This window comes from Corallococcus sp. AB032C (assembly GCF_003668935.1).
In the GTDB taxonomy this organism is placed as follows: Bacteria; Myxococcota; Myxococcia; order Myxococcales; family Myxococcaceae; genus Corallococcus; species Corallococcus exiguus.
Genome location: NZ_RAWP01000066.1, coordinates 1 through 19,169, shown reverse-complemented (window position 1 = coordinate 19,169; position 19,169 = coordinate 1). Strand labels below are relative to the sequence as shown.

Genomic DNA, 19,169 nt, shown 5'->3' with positions numbered 1-19,169 from the left:
CGGCTTCGTGCCAGGGGACGGGGGCGTGTTGGCTCACCAGAGCTGGAAGAGCTTCTTGTCCGAGCCGTCACCCGTGTTGTTGTAGAGGACGGCGTCCGCCCAGCGCGTGACATCGAGCAGGAGCGCTCCCCACTCCGCGACCGCCGAGCCCGCGAGGATGAGCGCCTTGTCGGCTTCGCCCGGGATGAGGCCCGCCACTCCCTCTCCCGTCATGCCGCCGAAGGACAGGACGTTGGCGCCGAACTTCTCCGTGTCCCAGAAGGTGGAGTGGTAGGGCACGGAGGGGTCGATCTCCCCATCCAACTCCAGGATGTAGCTGACGACCGACAGGACCAGGCTCACGAGTCCCATGAACGTGAGCAGCGTGCTGTCCGTCACTTCCAGCGCCTTCGCCAGTCCCTTCGCCTCCACATCCGCGCCCCGCGTCCAGCTCAGCAGGGACACGAGCCCGGTGACCACGGCCTCCAGGGAATAGAGCGCCCAGACCATCCGGTCCAACTGCTGCGAGGGCACGTCCTCGTCGAAGGGGAAGCTCCCCGCCACTCCCGTCCAGGTCGCGACGGTCTGCCCGGTGGAGAACCACCGCTGCGCGGGCGCGCTCTTCGTGAGCTGCCCCCCTGTCAGGAAGAGCGTGTAGCAGAACGAGGAGATGATCGAGAGCGCACCGCCGATGACCGAGTAGTTGTGGGCGGAGTCGCCAAGCACGTTGTCGCCGTTGTCGTCCTTCGACTCGGGCAGCGCCACCAGTGACGTCGTCCGCCAGGGCGTCATGACCCGCATGAAGCTGGACTGCTTCTGCTCGGGGATGGGTGCATGGCCCGTCAGCAGCTTGAAGACAATCGTGACGGGGATGGCCGCGAGCAGGCTGAGGGCCCCCAGCATCGTCAGCGAGTCCTCACCCGTGAGCTTCTTGTACAGCCAGCTCAGCACCGGGATGTTGAACGGGCGCAGGAGCACGTCGTCGAGAATCGACTGGCTCACGTCCGCGATGACCTCGCACAGGCCCACCAGCAGGTCCCTGGCGGCGGCGAGCAGCGTCTTCGCGGCCTCGCCCGCCAGCAGCTGGACGATGGAGTGCAGGCTGACGGTGCCCTGCTGCACCATCGTCTGGAGGCCCTGGCACAGCTCCTTCACCGAGTCCGCGACGTCCGACAGGATGTTCCCCACCGTCTGGAGGAAGTCGGTGACGGCCTGCGCCACCGGCGCGTCGGAGTCATCGGCCGTGCTGTCGCCGATGCCGCCGTGGGACACCTGGTAGGTGGAGAAGGTCGCGCCCGGGCTGGTGGTGAGGCAGTCGGTGGCGGACTTCTGCTCCGGCGTCTGCGCGGCCTGCGTCTGCGTCACCACCTGCTGCGTCGTCACGTCCGGCATGCCCAGTGCCGTCTGGCAGACGCCGTCCCACTTCGCGATGAGCCCGTTGAAGTACTCCGTGATGGAGGCCTCCATGCCCTTCATGCTGCCCGCGAGCGCCAGGACCACGTCCTTCGTCATCGCCTCCATCACGCGCTGGGTGGCCAGGATGTCGTCCCACGCGAACAGGAAGCCCAGGAAGGCGATGATGTCTTCAATCAGCACCGCCAGCTGTTGGAACAGCCAGCTGATGAGCTGGAGCGCCTCCTTGATGGTGCGCACGACGAACGTCACCACCTGCTCGCCAATCTTCACGAAGAACTGGAGCAGCGTCTTCGCGCCGTTGACGATGGGCTGGATGACGTATTCGTAGACGGCGCCCGCGGCGCTCTTGAGCGCCTGGAGCACGTCGCCCGCCGCCGTCTCGATGGCGTTCGTCACGTTGCCCAGCACCGCGAAGGACGTCTGGGTCTTCGCCATCGCCGTGGGCGCGGCTGGCTCCAGGGGCGCCGACGAGCCGTCCGCGGGCAGGCTGTCCATGTTGTCCATCAGCTGCTGGAGCGACGCCTGCACCTGCGCCACCAGGTCCGGGTCCGCGCCGGGGGGCACCATGGGCGTGCCGTCCGGCTTCGTCCACTGGGACAGGTCCTGGCCCTTCAGCTTCGCGGCCAGGTTCGCGCGCAGCTCCGCGCTGGGGTCCGCCGTCACGTCCTGCGCGAGGAACGACGCGCTGAAGCGGAACACGGGCGTGCCCACGTCGGACACCTTGTTGATGAGCGTCACCGTGCCGCTGGCGTCTGTCTTCACCTCCACGCGTGTGCTGGTGTCCAGGTCCGTCCAGTAGCCGTTCACCATCACGCGGGACCACTCGGAGGCGTTCACCTGCACCGGCTGGCCCACCAGCGCCGCGCCCTGCGCGTCGGTGAAGCGCACCACCGTGGTGTAGCTGGGGAACTCCTGCCCGTTGGCCAGCGTGGGCAGCACCATGTCCGTGTTCTGCCAGGCGGTGGTGTCCGGGTCCTGCCACAGGTACGTGATGAGGCTGTTGTCCGTGGAGGTCACGAACAGCTCCCCCGTGGAGCGCTTCTGGTTGCGGCGCGGGGCCAGCCGGGCCACGTGCTCGCGCTGCTGGAGCGGCGCGGACCAGCCGTCCGTGGCGCCCACCGCGTTGTTCAGGGAGAACAGCCGCTGGCTGCCGTCCACCGCCCACACGCTGACGCGCTGGGAGTCCTGCTGCGCCAGCATGGAGGTAACGCCGGACAGCACGTTCGAGGACGCGATGGCCAGCGCGGTGCTCTTCGCGTTCTTCAGCCCCGTGGAGGGGAACCACGACAGCCCGTCACCGCCCACGTACAGCGCGCTCAGGCCCTGGTTCTGGCGGTCCTCCAGCGCACACAGGCAGCGGCCGCCCGATGGCGCCGTCACCGACAGCGAATGCGTGGTGTTGGTGGACGGGTCCAGGAGGCTGGTGAAGGTGAGGCACCGCTTGCCGGTGTTGTCGTCGAACAGCGACCAGGTGCCCCGGTAGGAGATGCCGGTGATGGAGGCGCGGGCCACCACCACGTCGTGCAGCGTCTGCATGTCCTTGGGCGGCGCCCAGTTCACCCACGCGCTGTTCGTGGCGCTCGTGGACGCGTCCACGAAGTAGCGGCCGGTGGTGCTGTTCGTGTTCTTCACCTCCGCCACCAGCAGCGGCGCCTCGCTGGCGCTGACGAAGTCGCCCAGCAGGAGCCGCTGCACGGGCATGCCGGTGGGGGCTCCGTTGCGCTGGACCCACGCCGTGTTGAGCGTGTTCCACGGGCCGCCGTCCGGTGTGGGCGTGAGGGCGGGGGAGACGAACACGCGGCTGCCTCCCGCGCCGTCATCCATGGCCACGGCGATGATGACCTGGCCGGAGGGGGCCTGGACCACCGCGTAGCCCTGCACGTCGTGGTTCGCGTCCGGACTGAGCTCGACCTGACGCCAGCCGGTCGTCACGGTGGTGTCGCGCAACATCACCCACAGCGTCTTGCGCGCGGTGTTCGCCGAGGACGCGCCCACGCTGAACAGCAGCGGCGAGCCGCCGGTGTCCTCCGCGGAGGCGAGGGGATAGGCCGCGTCCACGGAGGTGGCGGCCAGGTAGTTGTACATCAGGCTGGAGGAAACGGTCGCCGAGCCCGTCTGGGTTGTCTGGGACATGGATGGATTCCTTGGATGTCTTTGGGAGGGATGGGCGCTTCAGCCAGGGAAGGACACGTCCACCTGGACGGCGCCTTCCGAGTTGAAGACGAACTGGCTGTAGTCATGCGCGGAGCCCGTGGGCAGTACGACGCAGTCCTCGACATCCAGCGACATGGAGGCGTTGTTCTGGAAGGTCGCGGCCAGGTTGTTGGCGAAGTCCTGCGCCTTCTGCGTGATTTCGTCCTGCGGCGACGTGGAGGACCAGTTGAACAGCTTGTCCAACGCGTTGAAGACCCAGCCATCCAGGGTCTTGTCCACGTCCGGCGCCGGGGCCTTGCCCAGCACGATGGTCACGGACGTCACCAGCTTGCCGCCGTTTCCGGCCGCGATGGTGATGGTGCCCGTCCAGGGCTGCACGTAGGTGGCCTTCCCCAGGACGTCCTTCAGGCCCAGCCCGATGAAGTCCAGGGGATACTGGCTGGCCTCGATGTTCACCTGGAACTGGCCGTTCATCGCCACCGTGCAGCGGTCGGTCTGGGTGAGGTTGGGCTGGGTGGTGAAGACGACGGTCTCCGTGCCGAACACGTACTGGTCGAAGCCGTTGTCCACCTGGACGAACTCGCCCCGGCCGTCGTTCTTGCTGGAGTTATCGCGCGAGCCGACGCACTGGTACATCAGCGGCGCCAGCCGCGAGATGGTGCCGGGGATGCCGGAGGCCCTCAGGATGGCGGGCAGCACCGTCGGCTTGAGGTAGCCCTCGCCCAGCGTGTCCTGGCTGAGGAACAGCCTCGCGCGGGCCTCCGCCGGGGTGCCGTCCGGGTTGGTGGTGGCGGCCAGCGGCGCGGTGAAGCCGAAGCGCGAGTTCCAGTTGGGCTCCTTCCGGCCCCGGCTCATCATGCACACGTTGAGCGTGCTGAAGTTCCCGTTGGTGCTGTAGCGGGTCGTGCGCTCCTTCGCGAACGTGGGGATGATGCTCGCGGGGCTTCCCGGGGCCTGCGTCGTGTACGCCACGTCCATGTGGCCCACGCCGGCCAGCGTGGCCTGGAGGGCGCTCTGCGCGGCCTGGCTGAGCGACACGGACTGGTTGCTCGCGTTCACGACCTGGAGCGCGCGGAACAGCGACGGCTGGGCCAGGTCCAGGAAGAGGCGGTAGACGGAGTAGTTGAGCGACTGGAGGCCCTGGATGTGCTGCTTCGCATCCGACGTGGCGGCCAGCGTGTTGGGGTCCGTCACCTGCGCCTGCGACAGGTCCAGGGACACGATGACCGTCGTGCCCGACAGGTCCTGCGTCTTCGTCGCGCCTGACTCCACGTACTGGAGGGTCGCGGTGGTGAAGGCCAGGTGCACGTCCAGGTGGGTCGTCTGGTCGTCGGACACCGACACGGTAGGGTCACCCATGGCCGTCACGGTGAGCTGCGCGCCGCCGGACGCCGCTTGCGTGAAGGAGGACGGGATGAGCTGGTAGTAGCGCAGCGCGTGCAGTTGCTTGTTGATGAGGCCCACGGACAGCGCCCACACCAGGTCCCACTCGTGCGGCGCGCGCGGCTTGAAGTCCACCCGGTAGGTGGTCGCGTGGTTGTCTCCGCTCGCGTCCGTCTGGGTGATGACCACCGGCGCGAGGCTGGAGTTCGTGGTGGCGGTATAGGACTCGTGGTGCTGCGCTCCGCTGGAGTAGTTCCAGTAGAAGGAGAGGGGCACCTGCTCGTTCCCCGTCTCCAGCTTGTACGTCACCGTGCCTTCGGGGCCGGGGGAGACGGAGTTCTTCTGCTCGATCTTGAAGGTCGTGCTGGAGCCTGCCGCGATGCTGGTGGCGGGCGCGGATCCGCTGAGCGCGCCGTCCTTGTAGTCCGGCGTGCCGCGGTTATCGATGGGGCAGCCGGAGTTGTTCTGGATGGTGAGGGTCGTGGAGATCGTCATGGAAGGACCTGGCGAGTGAGGGACCTGTGTCGTGAAACAAAACCTGTTTCACGGATGCGCCCTCTCCAACTGCAAGGTCAGGACCAGAACTCAACCCCGCGTGATCACATCCACGGCTCGCTCACGCCCCCCAGGCTGCGTGCTGACAGGACGCGCTTGCGTCGTGTCGCGCGCTACCTCTCGGCGCCCAGCGCCGGCCGGAGCAGGCCGCTGTTGATGGCCAGGGACAGGTCGCGCTCCATCGCTTCGACCTCCTCGCGCGGGCCGGCGCCGAGGGCCTGGTGGAAGCGCCGTTGATCATCGTCCGTCCAGCGGCCCAACGAGCCCGCGAAGCTGACGGGCTTGCGCCTCCAGCTTCGCGTCCAGCATCCGCTCCACCCGCGACTCCAGGGTGGCGAAGGTCAGCGCCACGCCCCCGGTGATGCCGAGCGCGATGCCCGGGACCTGTGACAACAGTGTCTGGAGGAAGGTCTTCATCAAGAGGCTCCGGGGGCGTGGCGCAAGCAGCGGGACTACGGCGCCTTCGGCTTTGAGCACGTCGATGGATTGACAGACGCCGTTCACGTCCCAGGTGAAATAGATGAAGGACGCGTTGCCAGCGGACTGCGCGCTGCGCGCGTGCGCGGGCAGGGTCGAGAAGCAGGTCGCGGACACGTTCGCCGCGGACACGGCGAGGCACCGAACCGACTCATTTCCCGCTGCGTCCGCGGACGTGCGGCAGTAGATGCGCTGGACGGTGTCGGTTCTGTTGTGCGCCGTGCCCTGCGCGCCTTCCTCGTCGCGGATGGAGGTGTTGACGACCACGTTGAACGCGGCCTTCGTCCCCGCGTACGCCACGGGGACGGCCAGCAGGGCCAGCGCGACGGACGTTCCCAACGCCTGCGCGAAACGCTTCATGGTGTGGACTCCCCTTCAGTGGAAAGCTGATGGGGTTACGCCCGTCGCGCTGATGAGTCCCGGGCATCTTCCGGAAGGCGTCCTTCCCACCCTCGCGGGCTCGCCACTATCGTCGGGGCACATTCCCTTCGCAGGAGCGTCCGCATGGGCAGCTATCTGGACTTCTACCGCCGCTCCATCGAAGCGCCGGAGGCGTTCTGGGCGGAGCAGGCCCGGCTCATCGACTGGGAGCAGCCCTTCGACTCCGTGTTGGATGACTCCCGGCCGCCTTTCGCGCGCTGGTTCGTCGGCGGGCGCACCAACCTGTGCCACAACGCCGTGGACCGGCACCTGGCCACCCGCGCGGACCAGCTGGCGCTTGTCTTCGAATCCACCGAGACGGACCAGCGCCGCCAGCACACCTATGCGCAGCTCCACACGGAGGTGAACCGGACGGCGGCCGTGCTGCGCTCGCTGGGCGTGAAGCGCGGGGACCGCGTCATCGTCTACATGCCCATGGTGCCGGAGGCTGTCTTCGTGCTGCTGGCCTGCACGCGACTGGGGGCCATCCACTCGGTGGTGTTCGGCGGCTTCGCGGCGCACAGCCTGGCCATGCGCATCGACGACGCGAAGCCTGTCCTGCTGGTGACGTCGGACGCGGGCATGCGGGCGGGCCGGGTCGTCCCCTACAAGCCGCTGGTGGATGAGGCCCTCACGCTCGCGAAGCACCCGCCCGCGCGCGTGCTGGTGGTGGACCGGGGGCTTGTTCCCAACAGCCCCGTCACGCCGGAGCGCGACGTGGACTTCGCCACGCTGGGCCGCGAGCACGAGGGCGCCCAGGTTCCGGTGGAGTGGATGGAGTCCTCGGAGCCCAGCTACATCCTCTACACGTCCGGCACCACCGGGAAGCCCAAGGGCGTGCAGCGCGACACGGGCGGTTACGCGGTGGCGCTGGCCGCGTCCATGCGCCACATCTACACGGGCCAGCCCGGCGAGGTGATGTTCACCGCCTCAGACATCGGCTGGGTGGTGGGCCATTCGTACATCGTCTACGGCCCGCTGCTGAACGGCATGACGACGGTGCTCTACGAGGGCCTGCCCATCCGCCCGGATGCCGCCGTCTGGTGGCGGCTCATCGAGCAGTACAAGGTGAGCGTGATGTTCACGTCGCCCACGGCCATCCGCATCCTGAAGAAGCAGGACGCGGCGTTCTTGAAGCGCCACGACACGTCCAGCCTGCGCTACCTGTTCCTCGCGGGAGAGCCGCTGGACGCGCCCACGCACGCGTGGATTTCGGACGCGCTGCCGTCCACGCAGGTGTTGGACAACTATTGGCAGACGGAGACGGGCTGGCCCATCTTGGGGCCCGTTCCCGGGGTGGAGCCGCGCAAGCGCAAGCTGGGTTCACCGGGCGCGGCCATCTATGGCTACCGCGTGAAGCTGGTGGATGGGCTGAGCGGCGAAGAGGTGACGGCGGCGGACCAGAAGGGCGTGCTGGTGATTCAACCGCCGCTGCCGCCGGGCTGTCTGTCCACGGTGTGGGGCGACGACGCGCGGTTCGTCTCCACGTACTTCGCAAGCTTCGACACGCCCCTCTACAACACCTTCGACTGGGCCACGCGCGACGCGGATGGGGATTACTTCATCCTGGGCCGCACCGACGACGTCATCAACGTGGCGGGCCACCGCCTGGGCACGCGTGAGATTGAAGAAGCCATCAGCGGACACCCGGCCATCGCGGAGGTGGCGGTGGTGGGCGTGAAGGACGAGCTCAAGGGCCAGGTGGTGATGGCCTTCGTCGTGCCCAAGGACCCCGCGCGCCTGCAACGCGAGGAGGACCGGGATGCCCTCTCGCGCGAGGTGATGGACACGGTGGGCCGGACGCTGGGCGCGGTGGCCCGCCCGGCGGCGGTGTACGTGGTGGCGAACCTGCCCAAGACGCGCTCCGGCAAGCTGCTCCGCCGCAGCATCCAGGCCGTGGCGGAGGATCGCGAGCCGGGTGACCTCACCACCATCGAGGACCCGGGCGCGTTGGAAGGCATCCAGGCGGCGCTCAAGGCGCGGCCTCCGAAGGCGTAGCCTCAGCTCCGGCGCTTCGGCTCGCGCTTCGCGCCGGGTGCCGCTGGGTCCTTGGGCAGGTGCCTCAATCCCATCCACCCGAGCGCCGCGACATGGCGGGCCACGTTCTCCGTGGAGAAGGACTTGCCCTCCGCGGCCCACCAGTGGCCCACCTGCGTCACCATGCCCACCAGCGCGTTGGCGTAGATGGGCGCCACCTTGGACGGGTAGCCGGCGCGCTCGAACTCGCTGCGGAAGACGTCGCTCACGCGCTGGGCCAGGTCGTCGATGACGCGCGTCAGTCCGCGCCGCGCCGCCGCCGTAGGCGAGTCCCGCGTGAGCACCGCGAAGCCCGCAGGCTCCTCCTTCACGTAGGACATGAACGCCAGCACCGCGTCCTCGAAGCGCTGCCGGGGCGTGCCCTGCGCGATGCTCGCGGACACGCGCGCCACCAGGTCCTCCAGCTCCCGGTCCACGATGGCCGCGTACAGCCCCTCCTTCGCGCCGAAGTGCTCGTAGACGATGGGCTTGGACACGCCCGCCTGCTGGGCGACCTCTTCAATCGAGGTTGCCTCGTAGCCCTTCGAGGCGAAGACCGACCGGCCGATCTCCATCAACTGGATCCGGCGTTCCGCGCCTGTAAGCCGCTGTTTCTTCTTCAAGTTGACCTCCAACCTACCCACCGGTAACTTACCGGACCGAAACCTACCATTCCGTAGGGAAGGCGTGGAGTCGCCACCGTCATGAAATGCTTCGTTTCGAAGGGTGTCGAGTCCGTCATGGGGCGCGCGTGAGCGCGGTGGTGTTGGGAATGGAGAAGCCGAAGCTGCGCGGGGTGTTGCACCAGTGGGCGGCGGCCTTCGCGGTGGGCGCGGGCGTGGTGCTGGTGGCGATGGCGCCCACGCCTCGCACGATGCTGGCGTCGGCGCTGTACGCGCTGAGCCTGGTGGGGCTGTTCACCATCAGCGCGACGTACCACCGGGTGAACTGGTCGCCGAAGGCCCGCGCGTGGATGCGCCGGGCGGACCACGCGGCCATCTTCCTGCTCATCGCGGGGACGTACACGCCGGTCATCCTGCTGGGGCTGCCTCCCGAGGTGGGCAACCCGCTGATGGCGTGGCTCTACGCGGGGGCGCTGCTGGGCATCCTCCAGTCGATGTTCTGGGTGGGCGCGCCCAAGTGGGTGACGGCGGCGCTGGCCATCGGGGTGGGGTGGACGATGATGCCGTACTTCGGCGATGTCTTCCGCGCGGTGGGGTCTTCCGCCATCGTGCTCATCATCGCCGGGGGGCTGGCTTACACGCTGGGCGCGCTCGCGTATGCCTTCAAGCGGCCCAACCCCCGGCCCGGCGTCTTCGGCTACCACGAGGTGTTCCACGCCATGACGCTGGTGGGCGCGGGGCTGCACTTCGTGCTGGTGCTGCGCCTGGTGCGCGCGGCGGGGTAGGGCGCCGCGCTTCAGCGCCTCGCGACGGCGAGCCGTCGCTTCGGGGCCGCGGGCTGCGGAGCCTTCCGGCCCAGGTAGGTCTCTCCCCAGGACTTGAGCGCGGCAATCACGCCTCGCAGCGTCTGGCCCTGCGGCGTGAGGCTGTATTCGACGCGCGGAGGCACCTCCGCGTACACCTGCCGGTGCACGAGCCCGCTCTCCTCCAGTTCGCGCAGGTGCTGCGTCAGCATCCGCTGCGTGACGTCCGGGATGCACTTGCGCAGTTCGCCGAAGCGCAGCGTGCCTTCGAGCAGGTGGTAGAGGATGAGCCCCTTCCACTTGCCGCCAATCACATCCAGCGTCGCGGACACCGGACAACCGGCGGAGCAGTCATAGGTCTTGTGCCGGGCCATGGTTCCCTTTTCGTGCGTATGGGCGGAAATCCTGCGTACTTGTCCGTTCCGACCTTCGGGACGATGTTGCACGCAAAGGAGCCCCCAATGCGAGCCGTCGCCCTCACGAAGTACCTCCCCAGTGACCATCCCGAAGCCTTCGTCGACGTGGAGTTGCCGGACCCCACGCCCGGTCCCGGAGACCTGCTGGTGCGCGTACGCGCCGTGTCCGTGAACCCGGTGGACGTGAAGGTGCGCGCGCCCAAGGACAAGGTGGAGTCCTCGCCGCGTGTGCTCGGCTGGGATGCGGCCGGCGTGGTGGAGGCGGTGGGGAAGGACGTGAAGCGCTTCCGTCCCGGTGACGAGGTCTTCTACGCGGGCTCCATCGCGAAGCCCGGCACGGACTCCGAGCTGCACGTGGTGGACGCGCGCATCGTCGGCCGCAAGCCGAAGGGGCTGACGTTCGCCCAGGCGGCGGCCATGCCTCTCACCTCCATCACCGCGTGGGAGTTGCTGTTCGAGCGCCTGGGTGTGCCTCAGCAGAAGACGGGCACTCTCAAGGACGCGCTGCTCGTGGTGGGCGGCGCGGGCGGCGTGGGCTCCATGGCGATTCAAATCGCCAGCAAGCTGACGGACCTCACGGTCATCGCCACGGCGTCGCGGCCGGAGACGGTGGAGTGGTGCAAGTCCCTGGGCGCGCACCACGTGGTGGACCACCGCCAGCCCCTGGCCGAGCAGGTCAAGTCGCTGGTGCCGGGCGGCGTGCGCTACGTGATGGCGCTCACCGCGACGGAGCAGCACTTCACGCAGCTGGTGGAGCTGATGGCGCCCTTCGGGCACCTGGGCATCATCGACGACCCGCAGACGCCGCTCGACGTGAACGCGATGAAGCGCAAGAGCCTGGCGCTCCACTGGGAGCTGATGTTCACGCGCGCGCTCTACGACGCGGATCCGCTCTCCCAGCAGCGGCTGCTCGACGCGGTGGCGGACCTGGTGGAGGCGGGGACGCTGCGGACCACCATGACGCAGGACTTCGGCCCGCTCACCGCCGCGAACCTCCGGCGCGCGCACGCGGCGGTGGAGACGGGCCGCACGCTGGGCAAGATTGTGCTCAGCGGTTTTCCCTGAACCCTCGCGCAGGCGGTGAAGTCCGCGGCGCCCGCCGGTAGACTCGCGGGCCTCGTGGCCACTGTGGAAGACACCTCTGGAAGCGCGTGGCGTGCCTGGGCGAAGCGGGCCGCCGCGTGGTCCGTGCCCGCGCTCTTCTCCGCGTTGGAGACGTACACGTTCAGCCGGGACATGGCCGGGGCGCCCGCGCTGTGGCGGGTGTTCGCGGCGCAGATGCCCGCCTGGTACGTGTGGCTGCCCCTCACGCCGTGGCTCACCCGGCTCGCCGCGCGCGAGCCCCTGAGCCCTCCGAGGCCGCGCCCCGTCCTCGTGCACCTGGCGGCGTGTCTGGGCATGGGCGCCCTGTTCGCCGCCGTGTACGCGCTGACGACGGCGCAGTTCATGCCCGGGCGGGATGCCACCTGGGCCGCGCGCTGGCTGCGTGCATGGTGGGGCTGGCTGCCGATGATGGGCATGGCCTACGCGACGGTGCTGGCGGTGGCCTCCGCCACCCGGGCCTCCCAGCGGGCGAGGGACAGCGAGCGACAGGCCGCGGCGCTCGCGGTGCAGTTGGCCGAGTCCCGGCTGCTCGCGCTCCAGACGCAATTGCAGCCGCACTTCCTCTTCAACACGCTCAACGCCATCGTGGTGCTGGTGCGCGAGAAGGAGACGGAGGAGGCCGCGCGCATGCTGGTGCTGTTGAGCGATCTGCTCCGGCAGTTGCTCCAGCAGGGAGCCACCCAGGAGGTGTCCCTGCGAGACGAGGTGGCCGTGCTGTCGCGCTACCTGGAGCTCCAGCAGCTGCGCTTCGCGGACCGGCTGCGAGTGGAGTGGGCGGTGGAGCCGGAAGCGCTGGAGGCCCGAGTGCCCCACCTGGTGCTCCAGCCGCTCGCGGAGAACGCGCTCCGCCACGGCATCGGCGTGCGCTCCGCATCCGGGGTGCTGCGCATTGGCGCGAGGCGGTGCGGAGACGCGCTGGAGTTGACCGTGCGTGACGATGGTCCGGGGCTGCCCCGGGACTTCGACCTGGAAGCGGCGAGGGGCATCGGCCTGTCGAACACGCGGGCGCGACTGGCGCAGCTCTACGGCGAAGCGGGACGGCTGGGAGTCGCCAACGCGGAAGGGCAGGGCACCGTGGCAACGGTCCTGCTGCCCTGGCGCTCCAAGCCGGGCGCCGCTGGGGTGGCGCATGGCTGAGCTGCGGGTGCTGCTGGTGGACGACGAGCCGCTGGCTCGGAAGGGATTGCGGCAGGCCCTGGCTCGCCATCCCGACGCGGTGGTGTGCGGCGAGTGCCGCGACGGCCGCGAAGCGGTGGATGCCATCCGCGCCCAGCGCCCTCAGTTGGTGCTGCTGGATGTTCAGATGCCGGAGCTGGACGGCTTCGGAGTGCTGCGGGAAGTGGGCGTGGAGCACATGCCCGCTGTCATCTTCATCACCGCGTTCGACACCTTCGCGGTGAAGGCCTTCGACGTGCATGCGGTGGACTACCTGCTGAAGCCCTTCGACGACACGCGCTTCGACGAGGCGCTGGCCCGGGCTCGTCAGAGGCTGCGCGCCGGCGAGGCCGCCGAGCTGGGCCGGCGACTCGCGGACCTGTTGGCGGACGCGGGCCCGGCACCAAGGCCCGCCGAGCCTCCCGCGGACCGGCTGCTGGTGCGCGTGGGGCTGCGCTCCGTGCTCGTCCCTGTCGCGGACATCGAGTGGGTGGAGGCGGACGACTACTGCGTCACGTTGCACGCGGACGGCAAGGCCCACGTGCTGCGCGAGAGCCTGGCGGCGCTGGAGGCGCGGTTGGACCCGGAGCGCTTCGTGCGCATCCACCGCTCCGCCATCGTCAACGTGGCGTGCATTCAAGAAGTGCACCGGCCCTCGCCCACGGAGCAGGTGGTGGTGCTGCGAAGCGGCATGCGCCTGCGCGTGAGCCGTAGCCGCCGCGAGCACCTGGAGCGGCGGCTGGGCCGGGCCCGCTGAAACCTCCAGACAGCCCAGGTTGTCCACCGCCCGCCGGGCGCGGTCTTCCAAAACCTGTCCGACAGTCGGACAGGTTCTAGCCGTCCGGGTCGAGCAGCCCTCCTGCTCGGAGCGGTCTTCCGAAACTTGTCCGACTGTCGGACAGGTTTTCGCTGTGCGCCGCCGACGGGGAGGCCCGGCTGGGTTCTCACCTTCTCATCGGTGGCGACAGGGTTCTTGGCCAAGGGCCTCAGGGCTTGCGGACCTTGTCCACGGCGGTGGTGAGGGCGCTCCAATCCGTGGGCTTCAGGTGCATGCCGAACACCTGGGATACCGGGAGTTTCTCTCGCGCGGCCACCTCCACCGTTTCGTCCACCTGCTGCACGTTGAAGAACGTGCCGTCCGGCTGGGGCTGCACCAGGTCGGACGTGTAGAGCAGCCGGTGCTCCGGCAGCCACGCGAACAGCATCCGCTCCCCCGTCTCCGTTCGCACCGGGACGAGCTCCAGCCGGTTCTTCCCGGTGCCCAGCACGCGCTGTCCGTTTACGACCTGGAGCTTCGCTGCTCGCGGCTTCCTGGCGAGCGCGTCCGGCACGAGCGTGCGCGGCGCCGCTACCAGCCGCTCCACCAGCGTGCGGTTGAGGTCCAGCACGTACACCGGGATGCCCCGGGCCACGTACTCGCGCAGTCCTCCGATGTGCGGCCAGGCGTCGCTGGTGGACACCACGGCCTTGACCTTCAGGCCCGGGAAGAGCTTCGCGGCCTCGTCCATCACTCGCGCCGAGTAGCCGGACGCGAGCGGGCCCTCCACCACCACCACGCCGTCATCCTGCGCCACCAGCGCCACGTTCCACGCTCCCGGCAGCTGCACCACACCGGGGGCTACCTCCACGGGCGGTGCTTCCGGACGGACCACGGGGGCTTCGTCCAGCTTCCTTGCGCGGCGGGCCTCGAAGCCTTGCTTCACGTCATCCGCCACGGCGAAGTCCGCGTCCGCGAGCGGCGGATCCACCGTCACCGCCGTCACCGTGACGGAGTGGTGGGGCTGACCGTTGCGCGCCCACTCCCAGTGGCGCGGGTAGCGCAGGCCTCCCGGCTCCAACGTCCACGCCTGGAAGGACAACACGGTTCGCACGTCGCCCCAGACGCTCCAGAACGGGTCCTCCGGATGCGCGTCCACCGTCTCCACGGCGGTGGGCAGGCCCGTGCGGGCGTTGAGGACCAGGCGCACGCTCGCGCGGTCCTGGTGGAAGGCGACGACGTGGTGGGGCACCTCCTGCAGCACCGTGTCCGCCTGGGCTCGCAGGTCCTTGGCGTCCAGGGCCGCGAGCAACACGTGCTCGGGCGCGAAGGCCAGCCGCTCCTGCATGTCCTGGAGCTGTGCCGCGCCCAGGGGCCTCCACTTCCCCTGGAAGTCCGCCGCCGCGACACCGTCAGCGAGCAGCATCGTCACTCCCTTCCACTCATCCATCACCATCCCGCGGCTCTCCGACTTCTGGCTCAGGCGGCCCCGGCGCAGGTCGCGCACCTCTTCGAACTGCTCGTACATGACGAGGAAGGGTGGCGTGGGGCGCTCGGACTGCTCCAGCAGGTTCCAGTGGCCCACGCCTCGAAGACGCAGGCCCTTGAGCGCGCGGAGCCGGGCCTCGCCGCCCATCGCCTCGGCGGCGGCGAGGACGTGGGCGCGGCCGGGGTCCTCGGCGGCGGAGGCGGGCAGGGTGAGCAGCAGCGCCGTGACAGCGGACAACAGCAGGGGGCTTCGCATGGCCCCACGATGTCGCGGCCGGCACCTGCCTCCAGGGGTCATGCCGCCAGTGACCTGAATGGCGCGGCGAACGGTGCTCGGGGCGCGGCGAATGGCGACCGCCCGACTGCACCGGGCAGCCAGCCTTGCTTGGGGCCCGGCTGCACGGTCGGTCGCAGGCCAGCGGGACGGTGCACATCTTCGCCCGGGGTGAACCGGCCCAGGCGAGGGATGGACCATGAAGAAGACGGTGGCGGACCAGTTCGTGGAGGTCCTCGCGCTCGCGGGGGTGAAGCGCATCTATGGCGTGGTGGGCGACAGCCTGAACGCCCTCACGGACTCGCTGCGCCGCCGGGGCGACATCGAATGGGTGCCCATGCGCAACGAGGAGGCCGCCGCCTTCGCCGCGGGCGCGGAGGCACACCTCACCGGGCAACTCGCCGTGTGCGCGGGGAGCTGCGGCCCCGGCAACCTGCACCTCATCAACGGCCTGTATGACTGCCACCGCAACCGGGCTCCGGTGCTGGCCATCGCCGCGCAGATTCCCACCGTGGAACTGGGCACCGGCTACTTCCAGGAGACCCATCCGGAGTCGCTCTTCAAGGAGTGCAGCCACTACTGTGAGCTGGTCTCCGGGCCCAACCAGATGCAGCGCACGGCGGAGATCGCCGTCCGCAGCGCGGTGGGCAAGGGCGGCGTGGCCGTGGTGGTGCTCCCCGGCGACATCGCCATGATGAAGGCGGAGGACGCGCGCGCCCCCACGCCGGAGTCGCTGCGCGCGTCGCCGTCCCAGCTGATGCCCGCCTCCGCACAGGTGGAGCAGATGGCCGCGCTGCTCAATCGCGGCGGGCGCGTGACGCTGCTGTGCGGCGCGGGCTGCGAGGGCGCGGGCGCGCAGGTGGTGGAGCTGGCGAAGCGCCTCCAGGCGCCCGTCGTCTCCGCGCTCCGGGGCAAGGAGTTCCTGGAGAAGGACAACCCCCACTTCGTGGGGCTCACGGGGCTCATCGGCTACGCGTCCGGGTACTGGGCGATGATCGACTGCGACGTGCTCCTGATGCTGGGCACGGACTTCCCCTACCGGCAGTTCTACCCGGACAGCGCCGACACGCGGATCATCCAGGTGGACGTGCGCGCGGAGAACATCGGCAAGCGCACGCGGGTGGACCTGGGCGTGGTGGGCAGCGTGTCCGCCACCGTCCAGGCGCTCCTTCCCCGCATCGAAGCGAAGCGCGACACGAAGCACCTGGAGCGCGCGCTCGTGCACTACCGCAAGACGCGCGAGGAGCTGGACTCGCTGGGGCAGGGCACGGTGGGCAGGAAGCCCATCCACCCGCCGCAGGTGGCCCGTGCGTTCGACCTCCAGGCGTCGGACGACGCCATCTTCACCTGTGACGTGGGCCTGCCCACGGTCTGGGCCGCGCGCTACGCGACCATGAAGGGCGGCCGGCGGCTGGTGGGCTCCTTCAACCATGGGTCCATGGCCAGCGCCCTCGCGCAGGCCATTGGCGCGCAGAAGGCCTTCCCGGACCGGCAGGTCATCTCCTTCTCCGGTGACGGCGGCTTCACGATGCTGATGGGGGACTTCATCGGCCTGGTGCAGTTGGGGCTGCCCATCAAGGTCGTGGTGTTCAACAACAGCTCCCTGGGCTTCGTGGCCATGGAACAGCAGGTGGGCGGCATGCTCGACGTGGGCACGGCGCTCCAGAACCCGAACTTCGCCGCGCTGGCGGAGGCCGTGGGCGTCAAGGGCCTGCGCGTGGAGGACCCGGCGCACGTGGATGAAGCCGTCCAACTGGCGCTCGCGACGCCTGGGCCCGTGCTGGTGGACGCCGTGGTCAGCAAGGCGGAGCTGGTGATGCCGCCGCGCATCACCGCGTCCATGGCCGCGGGCTTCACCCTGTTCGGCATCAAGGCCCTGCTCAACGGCCGCACCAACGAGGTGCTGGAGCTGGCGCGCAACAACCTCTGGCGCTGAAACCCCTGACATTTCCAGCGGTTGGGCGGGGCCGGAGAAAAATCAGCAGGGCCGCGAATCCATTCGCCTCGTGGCCGCCTCTTATCTTGCGAATGGGGATTTTCCCCGTCGCACGAGGCCGCCTCATGGGTTCGACCACCACTCCCGACGCGCTGTTGCTCGCGGCCCACGCCGGTGACCGCGACGCGATGGTGCACCTGCTGCAACTCCAGCAGCCGAACCTCCGGCGCTACGCGCAGAAGCGCTGCCTCATCAGCGACGTGGACGACGCGGTCCAGGAGGCCATGCTGGTGATGTCCCGCCACCTGACCGCCGTGCGCAAGCTGGCGTCGTTCTCCGGGTGGATGTTCAAGATTGTCCAGCGCGAGTGCCGCCGCCTGGCCCGCACGGTGCTGAAGAACGACCCCTACGAGGAAGCGCTCGTGGACCAGTGGATGTCCGCGCACACGCCGGACTCGCTGCGGTTGGACATGGCGTCCGCGCTGGAGTCGCTGCCGCCGCAATACCTGGAGGTCGTCGTGCTGCGCGACTTCGAAGCGCTCTCCATCCGCGAGATGGCCGAGCGCCTGTCGTTGGAGCCGGCGGCGGTGAAGAGCCGCCTGCACCGCGCCCGCGTGATGATCCGCGAATACCTGCTGGCCTGAAGCTCAATCCCTCTCATCTGGAGTCCTGTCATGGCGAACCCCCTGTCCATTCTGGGCATCATCCACACGCTCGTGAGCGTGCCTCCCATCGTCTTCGGCGTCTGGGCCTTCGTGCGCGACGGGCGCATCGACCCGGGGACGCGCGTCGGCCAGGCGTACGTCGTCAGCATGGTGACGTCGGTGGTGACATCGTTCGGTCTGTCCAGCACGGGCGGCTTCAACCCGGGCCACGCGCTGGGGCTCGTGGCGCTGCTGCTCATGGCGGTGGGCGCGGCGGCGCCAGGCCTGGGCGTGTTCGGCCGCGCCACGGAATACGTGCGGACCCTCACGTACTCCGCCAGCTTCATGGTGCTGCTGGTGCCGGGCATCAACGAGACGCTGACCCGGCTGCCCGCGAACAAGCCCCTGGCCGACAGCCCGCAGTCTCCCCTGGTGCAGGCCGCCCTGGCGACGCTGCTCGGCCTGTTCCTCTGCGGCGCCACGTACCAGGTGCTGCGGCTGCGCGCTCGGACGTACGGCCATGTAGGCGGAGTGCCGAACCGCTGAAAAGCGTGGGTCATGTCGATTCGTGTGGGCCTGGTTCGACGTGGAGTAGAAGGCCCGCGATTTTCCATCTGAACGGAGTACGCCATGGACGCCACCCTCTCCTCCTCCACCCCCGGGGTGGATGCCACCCCGAAGAAGAAGTCGTTCGCCCGCTTCCTGCCGACGGCGGCCCGCGTGTTCATGGGGCTGGTGTTCTTCGTCTTCGGCCTGAACGGGTTCCTGGAGTTCATTCCCATGCCCAAGGACCTGAACCCGGCGGATCCGGCGGTGGCCTTTGGCATCGCGATGAAGGCGACGGGCTTCCTGTTCGCGCTGGTGAAGGGCACGGAGACGGTGGTGGGCCTGCTGCTGCTGGCCAACCGCTTCGTCCCGCTGGCGCTGGCGCTCATCGCCCCGGTCATCGTGAACATCTTCCTGACGCACGCCTTCCTCGCGCCGTCGGGCCTGGGCCTGGCCGTGATGCTCCTGGCGGCCGAAATCTTCCTGGCCTGGTCCTACCGGGCGGCGTACCGCCCGATGCTCGCCATGAAGGTCAACCCAGGCTCTTGAGGTCGATGACGAAGCGGTACTTCACGTCGCCCTTCTCCAGCCGCGTGAACGCTTCGTTGATGCCCTGGATGGGAATCAGCTCGATGTCGGAGACGATGCCGTGCTCGCCGCAGAAGTCGAGCATGGCCTGCGTCTCCGGCAGGCCGCCGGTGCCGGAGCCGGAGAAGCTCGCGCGCCGCGAGAGGAGCGAGACGGGGGCCACCTCCAGCGGCCGGGCCGGGAAGCCCACCAGCACGAGGTGCCCGTCGCGCCGCAGCAGCTCCAGGTAGGCGTTGACGTCGTGGGTTGCGGAGACGGTGTCGAGGATGAAGTCGAGGCTGTTCGCCTTCGCCGCCATCTCCTCCGGCCTCGTCGACACGACCACTTCGTGGGCGCCCATCCGCAGCGCATCCTGCTTCTTGCGGTCCGTGTGGCTGAAGACCGTCACATGCGCGCCCAGCGCGAGCGCGAACTTCACGCCCAGGTGCCCCAGCC

Annotated in this window: 17 protein-coding genes; 9 read left to right on the top strand and 8 right to left on the bottom strand. The window is 69.2% G+C overall.

What is annotated here, in order from left to right:
* Nucleotides 1-33: 33 nt before the first annotated feature.
* From D7X99_RS25965 to D7X99_RS25955, 4 genes are all read right to left on the bottom strand, one after another.
* Nucleotides 34-3,528, bottom strand: a complete 3,495-nt coding sequence (locus D7X99_RS25965; RefSeq protein WP_121780127.1) for a hypothetical protein — start codon at nucleotides 3,526-3,528, stop codon at nucleotides 34-36.
* 39 nt (nucleotides 3,529-3,567) lie between these two features.
* A complete protein-coding gene (locus D7X99_RS25960; protein WP_121780126.1) occupies nucleotides 3,568-5,427 on the bottom strand; it encodes a hypothetical protein in 1,860 nt (619 codons plus the stop codon).
* A gap of 173 nt (nucleotides 5,428-5,600) precedes the next feature.
* Complete coding sequence (locus D7X99_RS42905; RefSeq protein ID WP_158627070.1) at nucleotides 5,601-5,747, bottom strand: hypothetical protein; 147 nt, start codon at nucleotides 5,745-5,747, stop codon at nucleotides 5,601-5,603.
* Complete coding sequence (locus D7X99_RS25955; protein WP_121780125.1) at nucleotides 5,725-6,324, bottom strand: hypothetical protein; 600 nt, start codon at nucleotides 6,322-6,324, stop codon at nucleotides 5,725-5,727. Before D7X99_RS25955 ends, D7X99_RS42905 begins: the two co-directional genes overlap by 23 nt.
* A 144-nt stretch (nucleotides 6,325-6,468) precedes the next feature.
* On the opposite strand from D7X99_RS25955, the gene D7X99_RS25950 reads away from it, so the two are divergent.
* Nucleotides 6,469-8,382: a propionate--CoA ligase gene (locus tag D7X99_RS25950; RefSeq protein ID WP_121780124.1), complete on the top strand. Its 1,914-nt coding sequence runs from the start codon at nucleotides 6,469-6,471 to the stop codon at nucleotides 8,380-8,382.
* Between the two features lie 2 nt (nucleotides 8,383-8,384).
* Here the strand turns inward: D7X99_RS25950 and D7X99_RS25945 are convergent, their stop codons facing one another.
* Nucleotides 8,385-9,023, bottom strand: coding sequence for a TetR/AcrR family transcriptional regulator (locus D7X99_RS25945; protein WP_169819916.1), 639 nt, complete (start codon nucleotides 9,021-9,023; stop codon nucleotides 8,385-8,387).
* Nucleotides 9,024-9,172: 149 nt separating this feature from the next.
* Between D7X99_RS25945 and D7X99_RS25940 the strand changes: the two genes are divergently transcribed.
* Nucleotides 9,173-9,808 (top strand): hemolysin III family protein, encoded by a 636-nt coding sequence (locus D7X99_RS25940; RefSeq protein ID WP_120597261.1) that lies wholly within the window; start codon nucleotides 9,173-9,175, stop codon nucleotides 9,806-9,808.
* Nucleotides 9,809-9,819: 11 nt separating this feature from the next.
* Here D7X99_RS25940 and D7X99_RS25935 read toward each other — a convergent pair whose 3' ends face one another.
* On the bottom strand, nucleotides 9,820-10,200 hold the full coding sequence (locus D7X99_RS25935; protein WP_121780123.1) for a helix-turn-helix domain-containing protein: 381 nt from the start codon (nucleotides 10,198-10,200) through the stop codon (nucleotides 9,820-9,822).
* Nucleotides 10,201-10,287: 87 nt separating this feature from the next.
* On the opposite strand from D7X99_RS25935, the gene D7X99_RS25930 reads away from it, so the two are divergent.
* Genes D7X99_RS25930 through D7X99_RS25920 form a run of 3 tightly spaced genes read left to right on the top strand, consistent with a single transcriptional unit; the run spans nucleotide 10,288 to nucleotide 13,258 of the window.
* Nucleotides 10,288-11,307, top strand: coding sequence for a zinc-binding alcohol dehydrogenase family protein (locus tag D7X99_RS25930; RefSeq protein WP_121780122.1), 1,020 nt, complete (start codon nucleotides 10,288-10,290; stop codon nucleotides 11,305-11,307).
* A gap of 54 nt (nucleotides 11,308-11,361) precedes the next feature.
* A complete protein-coding gene (locus D7X99_RS25925; protein WP_121780121.1) occupies nucleotides 11,362-12,483 on the top strand; it encodes a sensor histidine kinase in 1,122 nt (373 codons plus the stop codon).
* The gene (locus tag D7X99_RS25920) at nucleotides 12,476-13,258 is read left to right on the top strand and encodes a LytTR family DNA-binding domain-containing protein (protein ID WP_121780120.1); all 783 of its coding nucleotides are present in this window, start codon (nucleotides 12,476-12,478) and stop codon (nucleotides 13,256-13,258) included. The genes D7X99_RS25925 and D7X99_RS25920 overlap by 8 nt, the downstream gene beginning before the upstream one ends.
* A 229-nt stretch (nucleotides 13,259-13,487) precedes the next feature.
* Here the strand turns inward: D7X99_RS25920 and D7X99_RS25915 are convergent, their stop codons facing one another.
* Nucleotides 13,488-15,002, bottom strand: coding sequence for a hypothetical protein (locus D7X99_RS25915; protein ID WP_121780119.1), 1,515 nt, complete (start codon nucleotides 15,000-15,002; stop codon nucleotides 13,488-13,490).
* Between the two features lie 217 nt (nucleotides 15,003-15,219).
* Between D7X99_RS25915 and poxB the strand changes: the two genes are divergently transcribed.
* From poxB to D7X99_RS25895, 4 genes are all read left to right on the top strand, one after another.
* Nucleotides 15,220-16,956, top strand: coding sequence for a ubiquinone-dependent pyruvate dehydrogenase (gene poxB / locus D7X99_RS25910; RefSeq protein WP_121780118.1), 1,737 nt, complete (start codon nucleotides 15,220-15,222; stop codon nucleotides 16,954-16,956).
* A 125-nt stretch (nucleotides 16,957-17,081) separates the two neighbouring features.
* On the top strand, nucleotides 17,082-17,600 hold the full coding sequence (locus tag D7X99_RS25905; RefSeq protein ID WP_120597250.1) for an RNA polymerase sigma factor: 519 nt from the start codon (nucleotides 17,082-17,084) through the stop codon (nucleotides 17,598-17,600).
* Between the two features lie 30 nt (nucleotides 17,601-17,630).
* On the top strand, nucleotides 17,631-18,146 hold the full coding sequence (locus D7X99_RS25900) for a hypothetical protein (protein ID WP_121780117.1): 516 nt from the start codon (nucleotides 17,631-17,633) through the stop codon (nucleotides 18,144-18,146).
* 84 nt (nucleotides 18,147-18,230) lie between these two features.
* A complete protein-coding gene (locus D7X99_RS25895; protein WP_120576450.1) occupies nucleotides 18,231-18,695 on the top strand; it encodes a DoxX family membrane protein in 465 nt (154 codons plus the stop codon).
* On the opposite strand, the gene D7X99_RS25890 is transcribed toward D7X99_RS25895, so the two are convergent.
* Nucleotides 18,679-19,169 (bottom strand): zinc-binding dehydrogenase (locus tag D7X99_RS25890; RefSeq protein WP_147476265.1); only part of this gene is annotated, 491 nt, incomplete at its 5' end. The two genes, D7X99_RS25895 and D7X99_RS25890, sit on opposite strands and share 17 nt — an antisense overlap.

Excerpts from the sequence above, each read along its gene's own strand:
- D7X99_RS25930 (WP_121780122.1), top strand. The coding sequence starts at position 10,288 with ATGCGAGCCGTCGCCCTCACGAAGTACCTCCCCAGTGACCATCCCGAA.
- D7X99_RS25905 (WP_120597250.1), top strand. The coding sequence starts at position 17,082 with ATGGGTTCGACCACCACTCCCGACGCGCTGTTGCTCGCGGCCCACGCC.
- D7X99_RS25960 (WP_121780126.1), bottom strand. The coding sequence starts at position 5,427 with ATGACGATCTCCACGACCCTCACCATCCAGAACAACTCCGGCTGCCCC.
- D7X99_RS25920 (WP_121780120.1), top strand. The coding sequence starts at position 12,476 with ATGGCTGAGCTGCGGGTGCTGCTGGTGGACGACGAGCCGCTGGCTCGG.
- D7X99_RS25955 (WP_121780125.1), bottom strand. The coding sequence starts at position 6,324 with ATGAAGCGTTTCGCGCAGGCGTTGGGAACGTCCGTCGCGCTGGCCCTG.
- D7X99_RS25935 (WP_121780123.1), bottom strand. The coding sequence starts at position 10,200 with ATGGCCCGGCACAAGACCTATGACTGCTCCGCCGGTTGTCCGGTGTCC.
- D7X99_RS25940 (WP_120597261.1), top strand. The coding sequence starts at position 9,173 with ATGGAGAAGCCGAAGCTGCGCGGGGTGTTGCACCAGTGGGCGGCGGCC.
- D7X99_RS25895 (WP_120576450.1), top strand. The coding sequence starts at position 18,231 with ATGGACGCCACCCTCTCCTCCTCCACCCCCGGGGTGGATGCCACCCCG.
- D7X99_RS25900 (WP_121780117.1), top strand. The coding sequence starts at position 17,631 with ATGGCGAACCCCCTGTCCATTCTGGGCATCATCCACACGCTCGTGAGC.
- D7X99_RS25915 (WP_121780119.1), bottom strand. The coding sequence starts at position 15,002 with ATGCGAAGCCCCCTGCTGTTGTCCGCTGTCACGGCGCTGCTGCTCACC.
- D7X99_RS25950 (WP_121780124.1), top strand. The coding sequence starts at position 6,469 with ATGGGCAGCTATCTGGACTTCTACCGCCGCTCCATCGAAGCGCCGGAG.
- poxB (WP_121780118.1), top strand. The coding sequence starts at position 15,220 with ATGAAGAAGACGGTGGCGGACCAGTTCGTGGAGGTCCTCGCGCTCGCG.
- D7X99_RS25965 (WP_121780127.1), bottom strand. The coding sequence starts at position 3,528 with ATGTCCCAGACAACCCAGACGGGCTCGGCGACCGTTTCCTCCAGCCTG.